The following is a 20,755-nucleotide window of genomic DNA, read 5'->3' on the forward strand; positions in this document are numbered from 1 at the left end:
TGACGATGGCATGGCGGGTGCGCCGTCCGGGGGCACGCTCATGGCGCCTTGTCCGCCAGGCAGCGCGCCATGATGCGCGCGGCCTCGGCCATGCGCGGGCCGGGGCGCACCACCACGTCGGCCTCGCCGGGGCCGAACAGGCACACGCGCTGCTCGCGCACGGCTTTCAGGCTGTTCCAGCCCGGGTACATCGCCATGGACTGCATGCTGCGGTTGCCCACCATCATCACGTCGGGCCGCGCCCGCACGACGAACTCGGGGTTCAGCCGCGGGAACGGGCCCAGCTCGGGCGGCACCACGTTGCGCGCGCCCAGGCGCGCCAGCGTCTCGCCGATGAACGACGCCGTGCCCGCCGCATACGGCCCCCGGCTCACCTCGAAATACACGCGGGCCCCGCGCGCGCGCGCCGGCAGCGACTGCGTGGCCGCCTGCACGCCGGCGTCGATCACGCGCCACAGCCGATCGGCGCCCTGCTCCTGCGGCACGCCGAGCAGCTGGCCCAGCGTGGCGAGCACGCGGCGCACATCGGCATGGGTCTTGGGCTCCAGCGCCACCACCTTCAGGCCCAATGCCTCCAGCCGGTCGCTGGCGCGCGAACTGGTGGCCAGCAACACCACGTCGGGCTGCAGGGCCACGATGGCCTCGATGTTCGGATCGATGCCGCCGCCCAGTTGCGGCAGGCGCTGCACGGCTTCGGGCCAGTTGGAATAGCGGTCTACCCCCACCAGGCGCTGGCATTGCTGCAGCTCGCACACGCTCTCCGTCAGCGAGGGCAGCAGGCTCACGATGCGCTGCGGCGGCTGGGCGAATGCGACGGTGCGCCCGCGCGCATCGGTCACCTCGAAAGCCTGCGCGGCCGTGGCGCCCGCCATGAAGACGAGGGCCGCGAGCGCCAGCCCCGAGGGCCACCGGCGAGCGGCATGGCAGCGCAGGCGCTGCAAGAAGCGGTGCGTCATGGCGTGTCCTTCAACGTGAGCGGCAGGCCCGCCGCGACCAGGGTGACGCGCTGGCAGGCCTCGGCCACGCGCTGGTTGAGCCCCCCGAGCGCATCGACGAAGGCGCGCACCTCGCGGCCCATGGGAATCACGCCCAGGCCGATCTCGTTGCCCACCAGCACCACCGGGCCGGGGGACTGGCCGATTGCTCCTAAAAACATAGCGCACTGCCCCAGCCAATCATGCGCTGGAGGCTGATTTGGCTCCAAACCCTCCGAGACCGGCGCTGGGGCCGGGGCCGGCATGAGCCAGTTGGTGAGCCAGAGCGTGAGGCAGTCCACCACGATCAGCGTGTCGGCGCTGCCGTGGCGGGCGATGGCGCGGGCCAGGTCGAGCGGCTCTTCCAGCGTTCGCAGGCCGGGCACGCGCTCGGCGCGGTCGCGCTGGTGGCGTGCGATGCGTTCGCGCATCTCGTCGTCCCAGGGTTGCCCGGTGGCGATCAGCAGCGCGCGGTGCGTGGGCGAATCGGCCAGCCACTGGCGCGCCAGCAGCTCGGCGCGGCGCGACTTGCCGCTCTTTTGGCCGCCCAGGATCAGCTCGCTGGCGGCGATGGGGCCGGGGCTGCTCATGCCGCCCCCCGTGGCGCATCCGGGCCGGCGCCCAGCAGGGCCGCCACCGCGCGCGGGCTCGACGGAAACCAGGCGTGGAAGTAGCTCGCGTGGATGCTGCCGTGGCGGTACAGCGCCTCGCCCGGGCCGGGCGGCCCCGCGTGCGCAGGCCGCTCGGTGCGTCCCCGCACCGGGGCCAGGCTGTCGCAGGTGGAGTAGTGGAAGGTGTGGCCGCGCAGCACGTGGCCGTCCACGTCCAGCTGCTGCGGCCCCAGGGCCGCCAGCCGCTTTTGCATGGCCACGCGGCCCGGCAGCAGCCCCCACAGGGGCCGGTGCTGGCCGTCGGCCAGGATGATCGATTCGAACAGCGCCATCATGCCGCCGCATTCTGCCCACACCGCGCGGCCGGCCTGCACGTGCGCCCGCAGGCTGGCCCGCATGCCGGTGTGGCTGGCGATGCGGTCAGCATGCAGCTCGGGGTAGCCGCCGGGCAGCCAGACCGCATCGCACGGCGGCAGCGCGGCATCGGCCAGCGGCGAAAACCGCACCACCCGCGCGCCCAGCGCCTCCAGCGTGTCCAGGTTGGCGCGGTAGATGAAACAGAACGCCGCATCGTCCGCCACCGCCACCGTGCGGCCCTCCAGCAGCGGCGGCACGGGCTCGGGCCGTTCGGGCGCGGCAAAGCGCACGGCCCAGCGCTGCAGTTCGTGCGGTTGCAGGCGGCCGAGCGGCGTGGCCGCCAGCGCATCGGCCGCGGCGTCCAGCCGCGCCAGGCCATCGGCCAGCTCGTGCGCGGCCACCAGGCCCAGGTGCCGCTCGGGCAGCAGGCCGGCCCGCGCTCGCACGGAGGCGGAAGGCTTGGCCGCACCGTCCTGGGCATCCAGTTGCACGCGCGGCAGCGCGCCCAGCCAGTCCGCGGGATCGTTGAGACCTGCGCGCAGCAGGTCGGCATGGCGCTCGGTGGCGACGCGGTTGGCCAGCACCCCGGCCCACGGCAGGCCCGCGCGGTAGTACCGCAGGCCGTGCACCACGGCCCCCAGCGTGGCGCCCATGGCCGAGGCATCGACCACCGCCAGCACCGGCAGCCCGAAGCGCTGCGCCAGGTCGGCCAGGCTGGGGGCGCCGTCGAACAGGCCCATCACGCCTTCGATGAGGATCAGGTCGGCCTCGCGCGCGGCGGCATGCAGGCGCTGCGCGATGTCGGCCTCGCCGGTCATCCACAGGTCGATCTGGTGCACCGGGGCGCCGCTGGCCAGCTGGTGCCAGCAGGGGTCGAGGAAATCGGGGCCGCACTTGAAGACCCGCACCCGGCGCCCCTGGCGCGAGTGCAGCCGCGCGAGCGCCGCCGTCACGGTGGTCTTGCCCTGGCCGGACGCGGGTGCGGCGATGGCGATGGCGGGACAGCCCACGCTGCCCGCCATGCCAGCCGCTTCTTCTTCTCGCGCTGCTTCTCCCCTCGCCCTCATGGGTTCTTCATCGCTGGCTGCGCCGCGGTCATTGCGGTGCCCATTTGAGGCCCGCATAGAACGTGCGCCCCGCCGTGGCATAGGTGCGTGCCAGCTGGTAATCCTTGTCGGCCAGGTTGTCCACGCGCGCCAGCAGCGTCACGTCGCGTGCGATGCGCGTGCTGGCATACAGGTTGACGAGCGTGTAGCCGCCCAGCACCGTGGTGTTGGCCGCGGTGTCGAAGCGCCGGCCCGAGGCCTGCACTTCGGTGCCCAGCGTCCAGCCGGCGACCTGGGTGTCGGCCCCCAGCGTGCCGTGGCGCTTGGAGCGCCGCGCCAGCAGCCGGCCCGTGTCTTCGTCACGCGGGTTCTGGAAATCCACCGATCCGCGCAACTGTACGCCGGCCACCTTGTACGAGCCTGACAACGTCACGCCGTCGTACTTGGCGCGCGCCGTGCTGGCATAGCAGCCGAAATTGGACTGGCAGCCGCCCGCCCCGCCGAACACGATGAGGTTCTTCACGCGGTTGCGGTAGGCCACGGCCGAGAAGGTGCCGGCGCCCTCGGCCCAGCGAAGGCCCACCTCGGCATTGCGGCCCTCCTCCGGCTTGAGCGATGCCAGGCCGTACTCGCTGAAGCGCTGGTACAAGGTGGGCGCGCGGAACGAGGTGCCCACGGACGCGGTGGCGCGCCACTGCGGCGTGATGGCATAGCCGTAAGCGGCGCTGCCGGTGTTCTGGCCGCCGAACTCGCTGTCGGAGTCGTGGCGCACGTTAAACTGCAGCGTGTGGCCGTCGGCATTGAAACCGTAGCCCAGCGCGAGCGCGTCTTGCGAACGCTTGCGGTCGATGGGCGCGTTCTCCAGGTGGTCCTCGCGGCGCTCCAGCGCCGCCGTCACCAGGTGCGGGCCCTGGCACCATTCGTTCTGGAACAGGTAGCCGCGCAGGCGCGTGTCGGTGAGGTAAACGGAAGGCCGCGTCTCGTAGCGGTCGCGCGAGTCGGTGACCGACACGCGGGTGGTGTACTGCGGGGTCCACTTCGCGGCCCAGTTCAGGCCGAGGGCGTGCATGCGGTGCAGGTTGCGGTCGTCGTTGCCCAGCGGCAGGGTGTCGTAGCCGGAGTTCATCTCGCTGGCCACCAGCGTGCCTTCCAGGCGGTGCACTGCATCGATCTGCAGACCCACCCGGGCGTTGCCGGACGTGCGGCGATAGCCGTCCTTGTCGGGGTTCTGCGTGGCGACGGTGCGGGCGTTGAAGCCCTGGCTCGTCTCGCGCGCCAGGCCCACGGCATAGTCCACCGCGCCGGTGGCACCGCTCACGCCGGCCTCGGCCTTGTAGGTGCCCTGGCTGCCCACGCCGACGCCCACGTAGGGGGCGGTGCCGGCCTCGCCGCGGCGCGTGAAGATCTGCACCACGCCGCCGATGGCGTCCGAGCCGTACACCGCGCCGGCCGGGCCGCGCAGCACCTCGATGCGGTCGATGACGGCCAGCGGAATGGCCTCCCACGGCGCGCCGCCGGTGGACTGCGAATCCATGCGCACGCCGTCGATGTACACGGCCGTGAAGCGCGTCTCGGCGCCGCGCAGGTACAGGCTGGTGGCGCTGCCCGGGCCGCCGTTGCGGACCATCTCGACGCCGGGCAGGCGGGCCAGCACGTCGGCCAGGCCGGTCGCGCCGCTGTTCTCGATGGCCTCGCGGTCCAGCACGGACACGTCGGCCACCAGGTCGGCCAGCGGCTGGGGCGTGCGCGTGGCAGCCACCACGGTTTCGCCCAGGGAGGGCACGCGCTGGTTCTGCGCCAACAGCACGGGGGCATCCTGCGCCTGCGCGGCGGGTGCGGCGGCGAACGCGAGGGCCAGGGACACGGCCAGGGCGGCAGGCCGCAGGGGCGAGGCAGGGGAAGGCACGGCGGCAATGGCAGCGGCGCGCGCGGGGAACAAGGGCTTTTTCATGGAAACAGACAGACTGGCAAACATCCCCGCGCCGGCTTCCCCGCCGGCATTGGGCGAAACAGCCGCGCCTTCAGGACCATGGCGGTCCCAAGCGCGGCCACGTTGTTGGCCGGTATCCGGGCTGGCGGAGCGCCCTCCAGCGCCTTCCCAGGCGCTTGTTCAAGGCGCTTGTTCAAGGCGTCCAGTGGCTCATGGCTGGAGAGTGAGTCGAAGAAAAAAGGGCCGACTCGTCCGCTGACCGTTGCGGGGGCAGCGCAGGCACGGCGCGCTCTGGCGAACGCAACCTTCCTGCTTCCCGTTGAACTGCAGCATGCGAACCATGCTGCGAGCACCAACCCGTGGATTTTACGGGTGTTGCAGCCTGTAAACGCCGCCGGATGGGCGGGTGGTGGCGCCAACCCTACAATCGCGGCTGTATGGATCCATCCTCTCCCATCGACCAGATCGCCGAACGCGTGGAGCGGCTGCTGTTGCGCCATGCGGAACTGCAACGCGCCAATGCCTTGCTGACCGCCCAGGTGGTCCATCTCACCCAGGAGCGAGACTCGCTCAAATCCCGGCTCAACACCGCGCGCGCCCGTGTGGACGCGCTGCTGGAGAGCCTGCCTGCGACGCCCCCCTCGAAGGACGCCGAATGAAGCAGATCGAAGTCCAGATCATGCAGCAGAGCTACCTGCTGGGCTGCCCCGAGGGCCACGAATCGCGCCTGCTGCAGGCCGTGGAGCGCGTGGACACCGCCATGACGCGCATCCGCGATGCCGGCAAGGTGCGGGCCCGCGAGCGCATCGCCGTTTTGGCAGCGCTCAACCTGGCCTTCGAGATCGCCGACCGCGAAGAGGCCGACCTAGCCTCCGCTGCACAGACCCAGGCTGCAGCCCCGACGGAGCCCGCGCCGCTGGCCCCGGCCGCCGGCCCGCAATCCACCGATGCCCCGGCGCCGTTGCACGCCTCTCACGCCTCGCTGGCGGGCGACCCGTCCGGCCAGATGCAGTTGCTGCTGCGCCGGCTGGACGATGCGCTCGGCGACGACGGCCGCCTTCTTTAAAAAGGGTTACGCAACGGCCGCTCGCGCGCCGTGCATGCAGCGCCTAGAATGGAGACGTCTGCGGTGCTGCCGGGCTTTATATTTCCTTGAACCAATGCTCATTGAGCACGGGCTTGGTACATTGCCCGGTGAGCGTGATCATCTCGCGTCAGATGAACCCAACGCCTGGCTGCCCTCGCCCACCTGAACCCCCGGTTCAGGATGCCGGTCCGGTGGCATTCGCAGACACCTGTTTACCCCACGACCCGGCGGTTTTCACGCCGGCGTCGACAGTCCCCACGAATAGCTCTGGCGGCTCGCTAGCAGGCTTCTGAAGGCTTCGGCCGGCATCGCCGGCGCGCACAGATACCCCTGGAAGTAGCGGCAGTCCATCTGCTCCAGCGCCATGCGCTGCTGCTGCGTTTCCACGCCCTCCGCCACCACTTCGATGTGCAGCGCGCGCCCCATGTGCACGATGGCATTGATGATCGCGCGGTCGCCGTCGTCGTCGGGCAACCCCCGCACGAACGACTGGTCGATCTTGAGCTTGTGGATCGCCAGCTTCTTCAGATAGGCCAGGCTGGAATAGCCCGTGCCGAAATCGTCGATGGCCAGGCCGATGCCCAGCTCGGCGAGCGCCTGCAGGCGCTGCTCCATCTCCTGCGCGTCCTGCAGCAGGATGGTTTCGGTCAGCTCCAGTTCGAGCAACGACGCCGGCAGCCCGTGCTTCAGCAAAAGCTGCGTGAGCCGATCGACGAAATCGGGCTGGCGAAACTCCAGTGCCGATACGTTGACGGCCATCACGAGCGGCGAGCCCGAGCGCATCCAGCGCGCGGCCTCCTGCACGGCCTGCTCCATGACCCATGAACCCAGCGTGATGATGTAGCCGGACTCTTCGGCCAGCGGAATGAAAACGCCCGGCGAAATGGGGCCCAGCTCCGGATCGGTCCAGCGCAGCAGCGCCTCGGCGCCCACCACGCTGCCGGTCGCCATGGCGACCTGCGGCTGGTAGTGGACCACCATGCGCTGCTGCCCCAGGGCCTGGCGCATGGCGTGTTCGAGCTTCATGCGCGACAGCAGGTCGGCATTCATCTGCGGCTGGTAGAAGCCGTAGCTTCCACGGCCACGCTCCTTCACGCGGTACATCGCGGTGTCGGCCTGCTTGATGAGGTCGTCCAGCGTCTCGCCGTCCTGTGGGTACAGCGCCACCCCGATGCTGCACTGGATGGAAAACCCCATGCCGTCGAGCATGAAGGGCCGCAGCATGTCCTCGAGCATGCGGCGCGCCACGCCTTCGGCGATCGCGGCATCGCCCACGTGCAGGTACACCACGAACTCGTCGCCGCCCAGGCGGCACAGCATGTCGCTCTGGCGCAGGCAGCCCTGCAGGCGCTTGGCCACGATCTGCAGCACGCGATCGCCGAACAGGTGGCCCAGGGAGTCGTTGATGATCTTGAAACGGTCCAGGTCCACGAACAGGATGGCGAAGGTGCCGACGTCCGGGCGCGGCCCCTGCTGGATCGCGTCGATGGCTTCGCCCACGCGGCGCGACAGGCGCAGCCGGTTGGGCAGGCCGGTGAGCACGTCGCTGTACGCCAGTTCCTCGATGCGCGTGCGGGCCGCGTGCTGTTGCGTGAGATCGCGCATGAAGCCGATACTCTGCAGCGCATTGCCCGTCTCGCTGCGCAACACCACCCACGACAGGTGCACCGCGCAGGCCCGTCGCGCGGCCCCGTTCGCGCCGCCCTCGGGCAGGCGCAGCTCGCCCTCCCAGAAGCCGTCGCGCTCCCACGCCGCTAGGACGTGTTCCATCCAGCCGGGCTGCGCGCCCTCGGCTCCGAAGAGCGAGACCGCGGGCACGCCCTGCAAGGCGACCGCGGGCGCGCCGATCAGCCGCTCGCAGCTCGGGTTCATGCGCACGATCTGGTGCCGGTCGTCAGCGATGAAGATGGCGTCCAGGCTGGAATCGAACACCCGCGCGGCCAGCCGCAGGCTGGCCTGCGCCTCGGCGTTGAGCGTCACGTCGCGGAACGAGAACACCCGGCCCACGGGCCGGCCCTGGCTCAGCTGCGGCACCGAACGGCGCTCGATGATGGTGCCGTTGCGCAGGTGCAGGATGTCGGTGGTCTCGCGGCCCGGCTCCAGCGCGATGGACGACAACCGCGCCCGGTAGGCATCGGCATCGGCCACCTGCTGCTGCATGTGGGCCACCACGGCGGCGTCGTTGCGCTGCACGAGCAGGTTCTCGGGCATGTCCCACAGCTGCGCCAACCGCTGGTTGAAGGCCCGCATGCGCCCGCCCATGTCGCACACCAGAATCCCATCGGCCGCGGAGTCGAGCGTGGCGCGCAATTCGGAAAGCAGGATTTCCAGCTCGCGCTCGGTCGAGGCCTGCTCGCGGCGATCGATCATGGTCACCAGCAGCAGTGCCTCGCCCGCGGGCGAATCCACGCGCGACACGCGCCGGTCCACCGGAATGAACTGACCATCACCCCCGAGCAGACCGGAATGCGACTGGATGCCGCGCATCAGCGCATCGCGGTCCTGCGCCCAGAAGTACAGGTCTTCCGGCGTGCAGGCCAGCAGTTCGACGGCGTCCGCGCCTTCCATGGTTTCGGGGGAGCGCCCGAGCAGCGCGGCCGCGCTCTGATTGGCGAAGCGCACCGTGAGCCCCTCGGGCTCCACCAGCCACACGGCCTCCAGCAACCCGTCGAACACGGCGCGCCACACGCTGCCTTGGGGACCGCGGATCACGTCCGGGCCCCGGTCGGCGCGGCGTCGACGGCCCGTTCGAAGTAGTAGCAGATCCTCTTGCGGGGCGACAGGTAGTCGAGCGCATCGCGCGGCAGTTGCGCGGGCCGCAGACTGCGGCGGATGCCCAGCGCCGGCTGGTCTTCCAGGTCGATCACCAGGGCATCGTCCTTGGAGACGCCGGACTCGTGCACGATCACCTTGGGCCGCAGCGGGCGGGCGGAGTTCACGGCCGTCACGATGGCGTAGCGGTCGTCCACGAGTTGCACGATCGAGCCCGGCGGGTACACGCCCATCATACGGATGAAGGCCCGCAGGACCACGGCGTCGAACCGTTGCTTGTGCTGCGCGAAGATCACCGACAGCGCCTCGTGCGGGGTCAGCGCGTTGGCGCCCCGCAGCGGGTTGCACAGCCGGTCGTAGTAATTGACCAGGGCCAGCACCTGCCCTCCGCGGGAGATGTCGGCCCCTTTGAGCTGGAGCGGAAAGCCCGTGCCATCGGCCATTTCATGGTGATGCGCGATGGCCTCGATGACGGCGGCGCTCAGGCCCATGCGCTCTGCCAGCACGACGGATTCGCCGACATGCGCCTCGTACAGGGCCTGGTCGGCCGGGCCCAGTGCGGAATGCGGCTGGGCCACATGGGGCGGCAGGGTGATCTTGCCCAGGTCGTGCAGCAACGCGGCCGCGCCCAGGGGCTGCAGATCGTCGCCCAGCAGGCCCAGGGCCTTGCCCAGCAGCAGCGACAGCACCATCACGTTGACCGAATGCAGCGCCGCGCGCGTGCCCACCCGCTCGGAGAGCAGGCGGATGGCGGAGTCGCCCTGGTCGAGCAGCTCATCCACGCAGCTGGACACCAGCGCGTTGGTGGAGGCGCGCGCCTCCGAAGGATCCTGCTCGGCGCTGGTGGCCAGGCGCTCGTACACCCGCGTGGCGCGCGCGAAGCGCTCGTCGCAGGCGGCCAGGGAGCGGCTCTGCGCCTTGATGCGCTCGCGGAACTCCGCCATGGAGGCCTGGGCGATCGAAGGCCCTGTCTCCACGGGCGCCCGGGCGGCTTCGGTCACGGGATCGGGGGCGGAAGGATGTCTGGGCGGCAGCAGGCCCTGCACCGACGGATCGCTTTTGGAAGGAATCCACCGCACCTGGGACAGGCCCAGGGCGGCGAGGGTACTGATCTGCTCCGGCGAGGCGATGCGGAAACTGCTGACCGGAAAAGGGTGGTTCATCCAGCCCAGATCGAGCTGAATGTACATGCCTACACGCAGCCGGCCGACATCGATGAGAAGGGGATTAGTCACTTTCGGGGGGCGCCGGAAGGCGCCACGGGGACGCCGGGGTATTGGTAACCATTATCACCAGTTAATACACCCCCGAATCAAATGTCAAAAACTTCACGAACCCCGATCACGATAGCCGTTGTTAACCCCCTGTTCGAAGGGCTTGGCTAGAGGCACCAGGGCTCGGCCTGGCGGTGGAAGACGTCCATCCACAGCCCCCAGGCGGCAATTACGAACAGCAGCAGGCCGGACAGCCGCACGCCCCACCCTCCTCGGGCATCCCCGGCAGCACCACCGCCCCGCAGCCGCTGCCAGAGCCACTGGCCTGCCACCAGCCAGGCCGTGCCGCCCACGCCGAAGCAGACCATGGCCAGCGCCCCGCGCCAGGGGTTTCCGGTCAAGGCCGCGAGCAGCAGTGCGGAATACAGCAGGCCGCAGGGCATGCAGGCCCAGGCCAGGCCCGTGGAGAACACGCCGCCAGGCGAGCGCACCCAGGGGGCGACGCGCTGCCACAGCACGCGGCCCGCGTGGTCCACCCAGGCCGGCTGACGCGCCTGGAACACCAGCAGCACGGCCCAGGCGAGCACGGCGACGTGCAGCAGCGTCCAGGCCGGCCGCAGCGCAGCCGCCTGCTGGGTCAGCCAGGCCAGGCGGTCCATGGCCCAGGCCGCCATCGCGCCCGCCAGGGCGTACCCGGCCAGCCGGCCCAGATGGAAAGCGAAGGGCCGTGCCCACACTCGGTCCGCCGGCAAAGCCAGGCCGCGGCCCGCCCATCGCACCGTCTGCGCCCCTGCGTTTTCCGCCGCGGCGTGGCCCGGGCCGCCAGCGCGCACCAGCGCCCCGCAGGGCGCCGCGCACATCGCCAGGCAATGCGGACCGCCCGCCAGCCCCATGGCCAACGCGGTCCAGACCAGGGTGTCGGGCATGGCGGCGTCCTTGCGGCTCAGATGATGCGGGAAAAGCGCGCGCGGTTGCGGTCGGCTTGCAGGTAGCGATCGAACAGCATGGCCACGCCGCGCACGAAGAACCAGCCCATGGCCGTGACCTCGATGCCTTCCTGGCCGAGCACGACCAGGCCCTGCGCCTGCAGGTCCTCCAGTGCCTGCAGTTCGGTGGCGAAGTACTGCCGGAAATCGATGAGCCACGCCTGCTCCACCGGCTCGAACAGCACCTCGCCCTGGCACATCAGCGCCATGATGACGGAGCGGCGCACCAGGTCGTCGCGCGTGAGCGCCAGGCCGCGCACGACTGGCAGGCGCCCCTGGTTGATGAAGTCGTAGTACTCGTCCAGCGTCTTGGCGTTCTGGCTGTAGGTGGCGCCCACGCGGCCGATGGCCGACACGCCCAGGCCGAGCAGGTCGCAATCGGGCTGGGTGCTGTAGCCCTGGAAGTTGCGGTGCAGCCTGCCCTGGCGCTTGGCCACGGCCAGCGCGTCGCCCGGCAGTGCGAAGTGGTCCATGCCCACATAGACGTAGCCGGCGTCCTGGAACGACCGCAGCGATTGCGACAGCATGGCCACCTTCGACGCCGCCAGCGGCAGGTCGGCCGGCACGATGCGGCGCTGCGGCTTGAAGCGCTCGGGCAGGTGGGCATAGGCATACAGCGCGATGCGGTCGGGCCGCAACCGGCCCACCTGCTCGAGCGTGCGCTCGAAGGACTCAGGTGTCTGCCGCGGCAGGCCGTAGATCAGGTCCACGTTCACGGACTCGAAGCCCAGCGCCCGCGCGCTGGCCACCAGGTCGAAGACCTGGCTTGCCGGCTGGATGCGGTGCACGGCCTTCTGCACTTCGGGGTCGAAGTCCTGCACGCCGAAGCTCAGGCGGTTGAAGCCCAGTTCCGCCAGCAGCGCCAGCCGGCCCGCGTCCACCGTGCGCGGATCGATCTCGATCGAATACTCGCCGCCGGGCGCGAACGTGAAGCTGCGCTGGAGCATGGCCATCAGCGACCGCAGGCCGTCGTCCGACAGGAACGTCGGGCTCCCTCCGCCCAGGTGCAGCTGGCTCACCACCTGCCCCACGCCGCACTGGGCCGTGTGCAGGTCGATCTCGCGGCTGAGGTAGCGCAGGTAGACCTCGGCCCGCTCGGGGTGGCGGGTGATGATCTTGTTGCAGGCGCAGTAGTAGCACAGCGATTCGCAAAAGGGAATGTGCACATACAGCGACAAGGGCAGTGCCTTGGCGGCCGACCCCAGGCGGCGCTGCTGCAGCGCAAGAACGTATTCGTCCTGTCCGAAGGCCTCCACGAACCGGTCGGCGGTCGGGTAGGAGGTGTAGCGGGGGCCGGGCACGTCGAAGCGGCGCAGGAGTTCAGGGGTGACAGCGATCATGGGATTTCCTTGTGCCTGCCCAATGTGCCGCAGCCTTCCCGGGAAACCCTTGACCTGGGTCAAGGGTTCTGCAGGCGCACGCTGCCACAATTGATCCATGACAGGCGCCTTGCGTTCGCCCGGGGCTTTCCACCCTGCCGGCCGCCCGTCCTCCCCTCACCGAAAAGGCCTTTGCCCATGAATCCGCAAACCATCAAAGTGGCATGCTCGAACTGCAACCTTCGCGAGCTGTGCATGCCGCTGGGCCTGAACGATCAGCAACTGCAGCGGATCGACGACATCGTGGCCGTGCGCCGCAAGGTCAAGCGGGGGGCCACCCTGTTTCGCAATGGCGAGCCCTTCAGTTCGCTGTTCGCCATCCGCACCGGCTTCTTCAAGACCTGCGTGGCGACCGAAGACGGCCGCGACCAGGTCACGGGCTTTCAGATGGCCGGCGAGATCATCGGCCTGGACGGCATCGTCAGCGACCACCACACCTGCGACGCCGTCGCGCTGGAAGACGCCGAGGTCTGCGTCATGCCCTTCGACCGCATCGAGGAGCTGTCGCGCGAGGTCACGGCGCTGCAGCACCACGTGCACAAGATCATGAGCCGCGAGATCGTGCGCGAGCACGGCGTGATGCTGCTTCTGGGCAGCATGCGGGCGGAAGAGCGCCTGGCGGCCTTCCTGCTCAACCTGGTGCAGCGCCTGCATGCGCGGGGCTTCTCGCAGTCCGAACTCGTGCTGCGCATGACGCGCGAGGAAATCGGCAGCTACCTCGGGCTCAAACTGGAGACGGTGAGCCGCACCTTCTCGAAGTTCGTCGAGGACGGCATCGTCGAAGTCAAGCAGCGCCACGTGCGCATCCTGGAGACCGCGGCGCTCAAGCGCATCGTGAACTCGCAGAACTGCCACTGAGCGGCCGGGCCCCGGCGCCGGCGCTGGCACCTCATGCGCCCGGGTGGTGGCGCGCGCAGTCGGCGGGCCGGTCGGTCACCGGCACGGGGCAGCGGTTCAGCTCGAACGGCGACATGGCCAGCAGCGTGGTGAGCGCGCTCGACGCCATCGTCACCAGCCAGAAAGCGAAGAAGGCAATGGTGTAGACGCCCTCGCGCGAGAGCGCCAGCGGCTGGCCGAACCAGTGCATGTCCTGCGGGTCCACCAGGGCAAAGACCAGCATTTCCAGTACGCCCGCCATCAGGAAGGCGGGCCATGCAATCCACATGAGGCGTTGGGTCCACATTGCGCTTGTCTCCTCGTTTCGGGGGTGGTGCGAACAGGCCGCTTTCAGCGCGGCTGGTCCTGCGCGGGGGTGGCCGCATGGTTGCGCGCCTTCATGGCCGGGGCCAGGCTGTTCGGCGCGCCCTGCAGCTTCTTGTTGATCTCGATGCCCTGGCGGTAGTAGTCCTCGGCCACCACCGGGTCGGGGCGCACGACCGCCACCCACAGCGTGGTGAAGCCCGCCACGACCACGATGGCCGGCCCGGCAATGACCATCCAGACGAAGCCGAACTTCCACCAGGGAGCGGCCGAAGGAACGGGAGCCGGTGCGGCGGCGATAGGGGATGGCATGGTGTTCACTCCTGACAGGAAAAGAAAGGCGGCCGGGCCAGGGGCCTGGCACCTGCAACGGAAATGGTGGGGCCTGCGGCGCTCATCGCGGCACCAGGAACACCGACTTCTCAACGACATGGCCGCCCGAGCCCAGCGCCTGCACGTCGAACTGCACGGCATGCGATCCGGGCGGCGCGGAGCCGTAGGGGATCTGAAGGCGAACGGCCACCCAGCGGGACTCGGCCGCGCCGATCTCCACCTCGGCGTCGGACGCCACGCGCAGCCCCTGCAGCCCGCTCGCGCCGATGCGGTAGCGCTGGCCGGACTCGGTGGCGTTCATGATCTGCAGGCGGTAGATGTTCTCCAGCTGCCCGCCGGCCACGATGCGCGAGAGCGCGGCGCGGTCGCGCACCACATCCACCTTGAGCGGCGTGCGCAGCACCAGGCTGGACAGCAGCCCCACGCACAGCGCCACCAGCACCGCGGTGTAGATCAGCACGCGGGGGCGCAGCACGCGGCGCAGCATCTGCGCCCGGCCCCAGCGGGCCGCCACGCCGTTCTGCGTGGAAAAGCGGATCAGCCCCCGCGGGTAGTGCATCTTGTCCATCACGGTGTTGCAGGCGTCCACGCACAGCCCACAGCCGATGCACTCGTATTGCAGGCCGTTGCGGATGTCGATGCCCACCGGACACACCTGCACGCACAGCGTGCAGTCGATGCAGTCGCCCAGGCCCCGCGCCTTGTAATCCACCGTCTTGGTTCGGGGACCGCGCGGCTCGCCGCGCGCGTCGTCGTAGGTGACGATGAGCGTGTCGCGGTCGAACATGGCGCTCTGGAACCGGGCATAGGGGCACATGTACTTGCACACCTGCTCGCGCATGAAGCCGGCATTGCCGTAGGTGGCGAAGCCGTAGAACAGCACCCAGAAGATCTGCCAGCCGCCCTGCATCGCCAGCAACTCGCCCGACAGTTGGCGGATGGGCACGAAGTAGCCCACGAAGGTAAAGCCCGTCCACAGCGCCACCGCGATCCAGAGGAACTGCTTGAGCGCCTTCTTGCGCACCTTCTCGAAGGTCCAGCCCCCGGCATCCAGGCGCAGGCGGGCGCTGCGGTCGCCCTCCACCCGGTGCTCGATCCACATGAAGATCTCGGTGTACACCGTCTGCGGGCAGGCGAAGCCGCACCACAGGCGCCCCGCCACCGCGGTGAACAGGAACAGCGACATCGCGCTGACGATGAGCAGGCCCGTGAGGTAGATGAAATCCTGCGGGTACAGCACCAGCCCGAACAGGTAAAAGCGCCGAGCCCCCAGGTCGAACAGCACCATCTGCCGCTCGCCCCACTGCAGCCAGGGCAGCGCATAGAACACGAGCTGCGTGAGGGCCACCATGGCCCAGCGCCAGCGGGCGAACAGGCCGCGGATGGAGCGCGGGTAGATCTTCTTTTGCGCCTCGTACAGCGACACCATCTCGGCGGCCGCATCGGCAGCGCCAGGCGCGACCGGGGTGATGGGAATGACCTTGCGGGCAGGCCCGCTGGGTGGCTTCATGGCAGTTCTCGAAAGGGTGGGCCGGCAAGGGAACGCGTCAGCGGCTGCGCCGCCGGCCAGGGCGCGCCGCGGGAACGGCCCGGATCGCGTTCCCCGGTGGCATCGGCGCCGTCAGCGCACCGCGTTCGCGCGGTGGGACAGGCCCCACACGTAGGCGGTGAGCACGCCGATCTGCGCCTCGGTCAGCTTGTCGGCCTGGGCCGGCATCACGTTGACCTTGCCGTGGTTGACCATGGCGGTGATGGCCGCCTCGCCCCAGCCGTGCAGCCAGACGTCGTCGGTCAGGTTGGGCGCGCCCAGGGCCGTATTGCCCTTGCCGTCCATGCCGTGGCAGGCCGCGCAGGCGGTGAACTTGGACTTGCCCAGCGAGGCGCGCAGCGAATCGTGCGGGCTGCCCGACAGGCTCAGCACATAGTGCGCGAGGTTGCGGATGTCCTCCGGCGAACCCACGGCTGCGGCCATGGGCGGCATGGTGCCCATGCGGCCCTTCTCCAGCGTCTCGCGGATGTTCTCCGGCGCGCCGCCGTGCAGCCAGTCGTTGTCGGCCAGGTTGGGAAAGCCCTTGCTGCCCCGTGCGTCAGAGCCGTGGCACTGCGCGCAGTTGTTCATGAACAGGCGCTCGCCGATGGCCATGGCCTCGGGGTTGGCGGCCATCTCCTCGGTCTTCATCGCGGCGAACCGGGCGTACAGCGGCGCAAGCTCGGTGCGCGCCTTGGCCATCTCGGCCTCGTACTCGCCGGCCTGCGTCCAGCCGAACTGGCCGGCGAAGCGGCCCAGGCCCGGATAGACGGCCAGGTAGCCGAAGCCGAAGACGATGGTGAGCACGAACAGCCACATCCACCAGCGCGGCATGGGGTTGTCCATCTCCCGCAGGTCCTCGTCCCAGACGTGGCCCGTGGTGTTGTCGGTGCTGGGCGCGACCTTCTTGCGGGCCGTGATCCAGAGCAGCAGCAGGCAGCCCAGGATGCCGACCACGGTCAGCCCCGCCACGTACACCGACCAGAAATTGTGGGTGAAGTCACTCATGTCGTTCTCATTGTTTTTTGCGGATCAGTCTTGCTCGAAGGGCAGGCGCGCGGCCTCCTCGAACCGGGCCCGGTTGCGGCGCGAGAACGCCCAGACCAGGATGCCGAGGAAGCACGCCAGCGATGCCAGCGTGGCGACGATGCGCACAGTGGTGATGTCCATGACCAGCTCCTTGGGGTTCGTTACTTGAGGGCGCGGCCCATGACCTGCAGGTAGGCCACGAGCACGTCCATCTCGGTCTTGCCCTTGACCTCCTCGGGCGCGGCGGCGATCTGCTCGTCGGTGTAGGGCACGCCCACCGTGCGCAGCGCCTTCATGCGCGGCGCGGCCACGGCGGGATCGACGGGCGTCTTCTCCAGCCAGCTGTAGGCGGGCATGTTCGATTCGGGCACCACGTCGCGCGGGTTGTTCAGGTGGATGCGGTGCCACTCGTCGCTGTACTTGCCGCCCACGCGGTGCAGGTCGGGGCCGGTGCGCTTGCTGCCCCACTGGAAGGGGTGGTCGTACACGAACTCGCCGGCCACCGAGTAGTGACCGTAGCGCAGCGTCTCGGCGCGGAAGGGGCGGATCATCTGCGAGTGGCAGTTGTAGCAACCCTCGCGAAGGTAGATGTCGCGGCCCAGCAGCTGCACCGCGGTGTAGGGCTGCACACCCGTCACGGGTTCGGTGGTGGACTTCTGGAAGAACAGCGGCACGATCTCGGCCAGGCCGCCGATGGCGACCACCAGCACGATCAGCACGATCATCAGGAAGTTGTTGGTCTCGATCTTCTCGTGCGAGAAGCCGGCCGATTTGGGGTTGTGTTCGGACATGGAATGCGCTCCTCGGGACTCAGGCATGGGCCGTGTTCACGGCGGGGATCGACACCTTGACCGAGCGGCCCGAGATGGCGGTGGCCCACACGTTCCAGGCCATCACCAGCATGCCGCCCAGGTACAGCAGGCCGCCGGCGAAGCGGACCACGTAGAACGGATAGGTGGCCTTCACGCTTTCGACGAAGGTATAGGTGAGCGTGCCGTCGGGATTGACCGCGCGCCACATCAGCCCCTGCATGACGCCGGCGATCCACATCGCGGCGATGTACAGCACGATGCCGATGGTGGACATCCAGAAGTGCAGCTCGATGGCGGGCACCGAGTGCATCTTTTCTCGGCCGAACAGGCGCGGGATCAGGTAGTAGAGCGAGCCCATGGTGATCAGGCCCACCCAGCCCAGGGCGCCGGCATGCACGTGGCCCACGGTCCAGTCGGTGTAGTGGCTGAGCGCGTTGACGGTCTTGATGGACATCATCGGGCCCTCGAACGTGGCCATGCCGTAGAACGACAGCGACACGATCAGGAAGCGCAGGATGGGGTCGTCGCGCAGCTTGTGCCAGGCGCCCGACAGCGTCATCACGCCGTTGATCATCCCGCCCCAGCTGGGGGCCAGCAGGATCAGCGAGAACACCATGCCCACCGATTGCGTCCAGTCCGGCAGCGCGGTGTAGTGCAGGTGGTGGGGGCCCGCCCACATGTAGGTGAAGATCAGCGCCCAGAAGTGCACGATCGACAGGCGGTAGCTGTACACCGGGCGGCCGGCCTGCTTGGGGATGAAGTAATACATCATCCCGAGGAAGCCCGCGGTGAGGAAGAAGCCCACGGCGTTGTGGCCGTACCACCACTGCACCATCGCGTCCTGCACACCGGCATAGGCCGAGTAGCTCTTCATCCAGCCAGCAGGCACTTCGGCGCTGTTGACCAGGTGCAGCAGCGCCACCGCCAGGATGAACGCCCCGAAGAACCAGTTGGCCACGTAGATGTGGCGCACCTTGCGGCGGCCGATCGTGCCGAAGAACACGATGGCGTACGACACCCACACCAGCGTGATCAGGATGTCGATGGGCCATTCCAGTTCGGCGTATTCCTTGCCGGTGGTGTAGCCCAGCGGCAGGCTGATGGCCGCCGCCACGATGACGAGCTGCCAGCCCCAGAACGTGAACGACGCCAGCGGCCCCGCGAACAGGCGCACCTGGCAGGTGCGCTGCGCCACGTAGTAGCTGGTGGCGAACAGCGCGCAGCCGCCGAAGGCGAAGATCACCGCGTTGGTGTGCAGCGGCCGCAGACGGCCGTAGCTGAGCCAGGGAATGCCGAAGTTGAGTTCCGGCCAGGCCAGCTGGGCGGCGATGAAGACGCCGACCAGCATGCCCACCACCCCCCACACCACGGCCATGATCGAAAACTGCCGCACGACGGTGTCGTCGTAATGCGCGGCAGCGGTTTTTGGAGATTCCATCGTGCACCTCTTTGATTGCACGGAAAGTTTCTTCCGGATACCCGTTGGGGGCATTGACGCACGTCAATCGTTGCGATGAATTCGGCCGGGGTCATCGGGCGTCAGGCCCACCACTGGCAGCACGGCTGTCCGTACAGGGGGTGCGGCATGAGTCAGCAACCCCAAGAGAATCGCAAATGGATATCTAACAAGAAATCAGGCGTAACGCCCCGTGATCACGGGGCGGATTCAAACCTGAAGCGCAACGCCTGTGTCGTGAGTGAACACGGTGATCCAGACCCGCGTGTACGAGCGGTTCGGCGTTCTTCCATGACCAAATTCTGGACGGCGGGCCCGACTGGTCGTTCAACAGGGACGTCACTGTTTCGCAGCTACACCGACAACCCAGACGAGACTCGCTTTCTGCGCCGAGCCAAGGGAGCCTGCGCACCTTGGTAGACACTGACCTGAAACACCCGCTGTTCCTGTCGGCGCAGTCCCGCTTAGGGAGCGAAGGAAAGTTGCCCTTGGGCTGGTTGATCGGCAGAGGGGACGACTATGAGGCGGTGCCAGAAGGTCCGCCCCACGGGGTTAGCCATGCATTCGAGTCGACGCCAGATCAGCTGCCGCTGCACCCGGGCAGGGTTGCGCGGGTAGCCACGGTTGCAGCACTGTCGTCGCGCCCACCTGCGTTGCGGGTATAGGTGCAGCCATAACGTGCGTCAGCGACGGTGGCCGGCGTTTTGACGTCGTCACCCGCGGGCTTGGTGCCTTTCTCGACCCAGTCGGCCATCGCCTTGAATGCTTCAGACTGCTCGGCCACGGTGAAATCGCAGTGGCTGGGGGCACGAACGGCGCGCTGCACCAGCCACTGGCCATTGCCGTTGGCCTCGACGCGGTCGCGGTAGACCTGCTCCATGTGGAAGGGCACGTACATGTCGCCCAGCGTATGCAGGGTGACCACCGGGATGCGGAACTGGCCATTGACCTGTGGCACCCAGCGCAGGCCATCGGTGCGCAGGCGGTTGGCGTCGGGTGCCGGCACCCACTTCGCGATGGTGGCGTTGAAGTCTGCCACCTCTGCCGCGCTGGCATTGAACCGGTAGACCGTACCGGTGGTGTCGATTCCCTGCTTGTTCAGGATGCCGTTGAGGGTGCCGTCGCGTCCGAAGGTGCCCCACACGGTGTTTTGCAGTGGAGCATTGGCAAAGCCCTGGTCGAAGATCGGCCGCGGCCCGCCGGTCAGGTTCATGACGATGTCTTTGAGCTTCTGCCCTTGCGGTGTCACCGGTGCAAACGATGTCTGGCTGCCGAACATGGCGTCGCGCACGCGCGGAGCGAGCGCGGCCCAGTCGGTGGTGGGTGCGGCGACGGCGGGCACACCGGCCAGCTTCTGCGCCGCCAACTGGTAGGCACCGAAGTAGTTGTACAGCGACAGATCGCCCAGCACGGCGCACATCGGCAGGGCGCCCTGGTAGCGCCGCTTGTGGACCGCCGTTTGCTGCGCCTCGTCCTCGATGGCGGCGGCGGCGATGTGGCCGCCCATCGAGATACCGGTGACATAGGTGCGGGCAGGCTCTGACAGCACACGGCCGTTGGCGGCGGCAATCGCCACAAACGCATTGGCCAGCGCATTGGTGTCTTCCACGCCCACGCGCACGTCATAAAAATTCTTGGTGTAGCTGGATGCCGCCCAGGCGTAGCCGTTTTCGATCAGGTAGCGCCGGAAAGCCGGGTTGGACACGGTCAGCGCATTGCCTTCGCCCGCATAGCCGTGGGCGTACATCACCAGGATACCGTTCCAGTTCTTCGGAACCTCTACACGGTAGCCCGCGCCGGCATTCGTGCCGCTCCAGCGGTCGGTCTGCACCGTGGTGCCATCCATGGCCGCGAAAGGCAGGCTGGCGGTGGCCACGGCAAAGCTGGTGCGGGTGTCTTGCACACGGGTTTCCTCTGGCGCGAGGCCCCCGCCACCACCGCAAGCCGAGAGCAGCAACGCACTGACGGCGCCGATGGCAGCCGTGCGGGAAGGAATCAAAAAACGGATCGGCTGCATGGTTGTGTCTCTCTTGGTAGGGGA

At 68.7% G+C, this 20,755-nt stretch carries 19 protein-coding genes and 1 riboswitch; of the genes, 3 read left to right on the forward strand and 16 right to left on the reverse strand.

The genetic code is table 11. The features are described 5' to 3' along the window. Positions 1 to 38 precede the first annotated feature (38 nt). The 4 genes from M5C96_RS16090 to M5C96_RS16105 form a co-directional block, all read right to left on the reverse strand. Positions 39 to 956, reverse strand: a complete 918-nt coding sequence (locus M5C96_RS16090; RefSeq protein ID WP_442867318.1) for an ABC transporter substrate-binding protein — start codon at positions 954 to 956, stop codon at positions 39 to 41. Next, positions 953 to 1,564, reverse strand: a complete 612-nt coding sequence (locus tag M5C96_RS16095) for a bifunctional adenosylcobinamide kinase/adenosylcobinamide-phosphate guanylyltransferase (RefSeq protein WP_272564140.1) — start codon at positions 1,562 to 1,564, stop codon at positions 953 to 955. Before M5C96_RS16095 ends, M5C96_RS16090 begins: the two co-directional genes overlap by 4 nt. Beyond that, entirely contained in the window at positions 1,561 to 2,964 is a 1,404-nt protein-coding gene (locus tag M5C96_RS16100; protein WP_272564141.1) for a cobyrinate a,c-diamide synthase, read from the reverse strand. Before M5C96_RS16100 ends, M5C96_RS16095 begins: the two co-directional genes overlap by 4 nt. Positions 2,965 to 3,037: 73 nt before the next feature. Beyond that, positions 3,038 to 4,939 carry a TonB-dependent receptor domain-containing protein gene (locus M5C96_RS16105; protein WP_272564142.1) on the reverse strand — a complete coding sequence of 634 codons (1,902 nt, stop codon included), beginning with the start codon at positions 4,937 to 4,939 and terminating at the stop codon, positions 3,038 to 3,040. A gap of 90 nt (positions 4,940 to 5,029) precedes the next feature. Then, positions 5,030 to 5,289, reverse strand: a riboswitch (cobalamin riboswitch). Positions 5,290 to 5,355: 66 nt separating this feature from the next. Here M5C96_RS16105 and M5C96_RS16110 point away from each other — a divergent pair. Beyond that, positions 5,356 to 5,577 (forward strand): DUF904 domain-containing protein, encoded by a 222-nt coding sequence (locus M5C96_RS16110; protein WP_272548299.1) that lies wholly within the window; start codon positions 5,356 to 5,358, stop codon positions 5,575 to 5,577. Beyond that, entirely contained in the window at positions 5,574 to 5,984 is a 411-nt protein-coding gene (locus M5C96_RS16115) for a cell division protein ZapA (RefSeq protein WP_272564143.1), read from the forward strand. The genes M5C96_RS16110 and M5C96_RS16115 overlap by 4 nt, the downstream gene beginning before the upstream one ends. A 255-nt stretch (positions 5,985 to 6,239) precedes the next feature. Here the strand turns inward: M5C96_RS16115 and M5C96_RS16120 are convergent, their stop codons facing one another. From M5C96_RS16120 to hemN, 4 genes are all read right to left on the reverse strand, one after another. Then, a complete protein-coding gene (locus M5C96_RS16120; protein WP_442867396.1) occupies positions 6,240 to 8,693 on the reverse strand; it encodes a sensor domain-containing protein in 2,454 nt (817 codons plus the stop codon). 20 nt (positions 8,694 to 8,713) lie between these two features. Next, positions 8,714 to 10,012 carry an HD-GYP domain-containing protein gene (locus M5C96_RS16125; protein ID WP_272564145.1) on the reverse strand — a complete coding sequence of 433 codons (1,299 nt, stop codon included), beginning with the start codon at positions 10,010 to 10,012 and terminating at the stop codon, positions 8,714 to 8,716. 146 nt (positions 10,013 to 10,158) lie between these two features. Then, entirely contained in the window at positions 10,159 to 10,917 is a 759-nt protein-coding gene (locus tag M5C96_RS16130) for a sulfite exporter TauE/SafE family protein (RefSeq protein WP_272564146.1), read from the reverse strand. Positions 10,918 to 10,934: 17 nt separating this feature from the next. Next, positions 10,935 to 12,317: an oxygen-independent coproporphyrinogen III oxidase gene (gene hemN, locus M5C96_RS16135; RefSeq protein ID WP_272564147.1), complete on the reverse strand. Its 1,383-nt coding sequence runs from the start codon at positions 12,315 to 12,317 to the stop codon at positions 10,935 to 10,937. A gap of 177 nt (positions 12,318 to 12,494) precedes the next feature. Between hemN and fnr the strand changes: the two genes are divergently transcribed. After that, positions 12,495 to 13,214, forward strand: coding sequence for a fumarate/nitrate reduction transcriptional regulator Fnr (gene fnr, locus M5C96_RS16140; protein ID WP_272564148.1), 720 nt, complete (start codon positions 12,495 to 12,497; stop codon positions 13,212 to 13,214). Positions 13,215 to 13,245: 31 nt separating this feature from the next. Here the strand turns inward: fnr and M5C96_RS16145 are convergent, their stop codons facing one another. The 8 genes from M5C96_RS16145 to M5C96_RS16180 form a co-directional block, all read right to left on the reverse strand. Beyond that, a complete protein-coding gene (locus M5C96_RS16145) occupies positions 13,246 to 13,539 on the reverse strand; it encodes a hypothetical protein (RefSeq protein WP_272548306.1) in 294 nt (97 codons plus the stop codon). Positions 13,540 to 13,583: 44 nt separating this feature from the next. Then, positions 13,584 to 13,868, reverse strand: coding sequence for a FixH family protein (locus M5C96_RS16150; RefSeq protein WP_272564149.1), 285 nt, complete (start codon positions 13,866 to 13,868; stop codon positions 13,584 to 13,586). 82 nt (positions 13,869 to 13,950) lie between these two features. Continuing rightward, entirely contained in the window at positions 13,951 to 15,399 is a 1,449-nt protein-coding gene (gene ccoG, locus M5C96_RS16155; RefSeq protein ID WP_272564150.1) for a cytochrome c oxidase accessory protein CcoG, read from the reverse strand. Between the two features lie 111 nt (positions 15,400 to 15,510). Next, positions 15,511 to 16,425: a cytochrome-c oxidase, cbb3-type subunit III gene (ccoP, locus tag M5C96_RS16160; RefSeq protein ID WP_272564151.1), complete on the reverse strand. Its 915-nt coding sequence runs from the start codon at positions 16,423 to 16,425 to the stop codon at positions 15,511 to 15,513. 24 nt (positions 16,426 to 16,449) lie between these two features. Next, positions 16,450 to 16,587 carry a cbb3-type cytochrome oxidase subunit 3 gene (locus M5C96_RS16165; RefSeq protein ID WP_272548310.1) on the reverse strand — a complete coding sequence of 46 codons (138 nt, stop codon included), beginning with the start codon at positions 16,585 to 16,587 and terminating at the stop codon, positions 16,450 to 16,452. Positions 16,588 to 16,607: 20 nt separating this feature from the next. Beyond that, positions 16,608 to 17,237: a cytochrome-c oxidase, cbb3-type subunit II gene (ccoO, locus tag M5C96_RS16170; protein ID WP_272564152.1), complete on the reverse strand. Its 630-nt coding sequence runs from the start codon at positions 17,235 to 17,237 to the stop codon at positions 16,608 to 16,610. Between the two features lie 19 nt (positions 17,238 to 17,256). Beyond that, positions 17,257 to 18,696, reverse strand: coding sequence for a cytochrome-c oxidase, cbb3-type subunit I (gene ccoN / locus M5C96_RS16175; protein WP_272564153.1), 1,440 nt, complete (start codon positions 18,694 to 18,696; stop codon positions 17,257 to 17,259). A gap of 598 nt (positions 18,697 to 19,294) precedes the next feature. After that, positions 19,295 to 20,731 carry an alpha/beta hydrolase gene (locus M5C96_RS16180; protein ID WP_272564154.1) on the reverse strand — a complete coding sequence of 479 codons (1,437 nt, stop codon included), beginning with the start codon at positions 20,729 to 20,731 and terminating at the stop codon, positions 19,295 to 19,297. Between the last annotated feature and the right edge of the window lie 24 nt (positions 20,732 to 20,755).

Origin of the sequence: Acidovorax sp. GBBC 1281, from assembly GCF_028473645.1 — a bacterium.
GTDB lineage: Bacteria > Pseudomonadota > Gammaproteobacteria > Burkholderiales > Burkholderiaceae_C > Paracidovorax.

Excerpts from the sequence above, each read along its gene's own strand:
- M5C96_RS16090 (WP_442867318.1), bottom strand. The coding sequence starts at position 956 with ATGACGCACCGCTTCTTGCAGCGCCTGCGCTGCCATGCCGCTCGCCGG.
- M5C96_RS16095 (WP_272564140.1), bottom strand. The coding sequence starts at position 1,564 with ATGAGCAGCCCCGGCCCCATCGCCGCCAGCGAGCTGATCCTGGGCGGC.
- M5C96_RS16100 (WP_272564141.1), bottom strand. The coding sequence starts at position 2,964 with ATGGCGGGCAGCGTGGGCTGTCCCGCCATCGCCATCGCCGCACCCGCG.
- M5C96_RS16105 (WP_272564142.1), bottom strand. The coding sequence starts at position 4,939 with ATGAAAAAGCCCTTGTTCCCCGCGCGCGCCGCTGCCATTGCCGCCGTG.
- M5C96_RS16110 (WP_272548299.1), top strand. The coding sequence starts at position 5,356 with ATGGATCCATCCTCTCCCATCGACCAGATCGCCGAACGCGTGGAGCGG.
- M5C96_RS16115 (WP_272564143.1), top strand. The coding sequence starts at position 5,574 with ATGAAGCAGATCGAAGTCCAGATCATGCAGCAGAGCTACCTGCTGGGC.
- M5C96_RS16130 (WP_272564146.1), bottom strand. The coding sequence starts at position 10,917 with ATGCCCGACACCCTGGTCTGGACCGCGTTGGCCATGGGGCTGGCGGGC.
- hemN (WP_272564147.1), bottom strand. The coding sequence starts at position 12,317 with ATGATCGCTGTCACCCCTGAACTCCTGCGCCGCTTCGACGTGCCCGGC.
- fnr (WP_272564148.1), top strand. The coding sequence starts at position 12,495 with ATGAATCCGCAAACCATCAAAGTGGCATGCTCGAACTGCAACCTTCGC.
- M5C96_RS16145 (WP_272548306.1), bottom strand. The coding sequence starts at position 13,539 with ATGTGGACCCAACGCCTCATGTGGATTGCATGGCCCGCCTTCCTGATG.
- M5C96_RS16150 (WP_272564149.1), bottom strand. The coding sequence starts at position 13,868 with ATGCCATCCCCTATCGCCGCCGCACCGGCTCCCGTTCCTTCGGCCGCT.
- ccoG (WP_272564150.1), bottom strand. The coding sequence starts at position 15,399 with ATGAAGCCACCCAGCGGGCCTGCCCGCAAGGTCATTCCCATCACCCCG.
- ccoP (WP_272564151.1), bottom strand. The coding sequence starts at position 16,425 with ATGAGTGACTTCACCCACAATTTCTGGTCGGTGTACGTGGCGGGGCTG.
- M5C96_RS16165 (WP_272548310.1), bottom strand. The coding sequence starts at position 16,587 with ATGGACATCACCACTGTGCGCATCGTCGCCACGCTGGCATCGCTGGCG.
- ccoO (WP_272564152.1), bottom strand. The coding sequence starts at position 17,237 with ATGTCCGAACACAACCCCAAATCGGCCGGCTTCTCGCACGAGAAGATC.
- ccoN (WP_272564153.1), bottom strand. The coding sequence starts at position 18,696 with ATGGAATCTCCAAAAACCGCTGCCGCGCATTACGACGACACCGTCGTG.
- M5C96_RS16180 (WP_272564154.1), bottom strand. The coding sequence starts at position 20,731 with ATGCAGCCGATCCGTTTTTTGATTCCTTCCCGCACGGCTGCCATCGGC.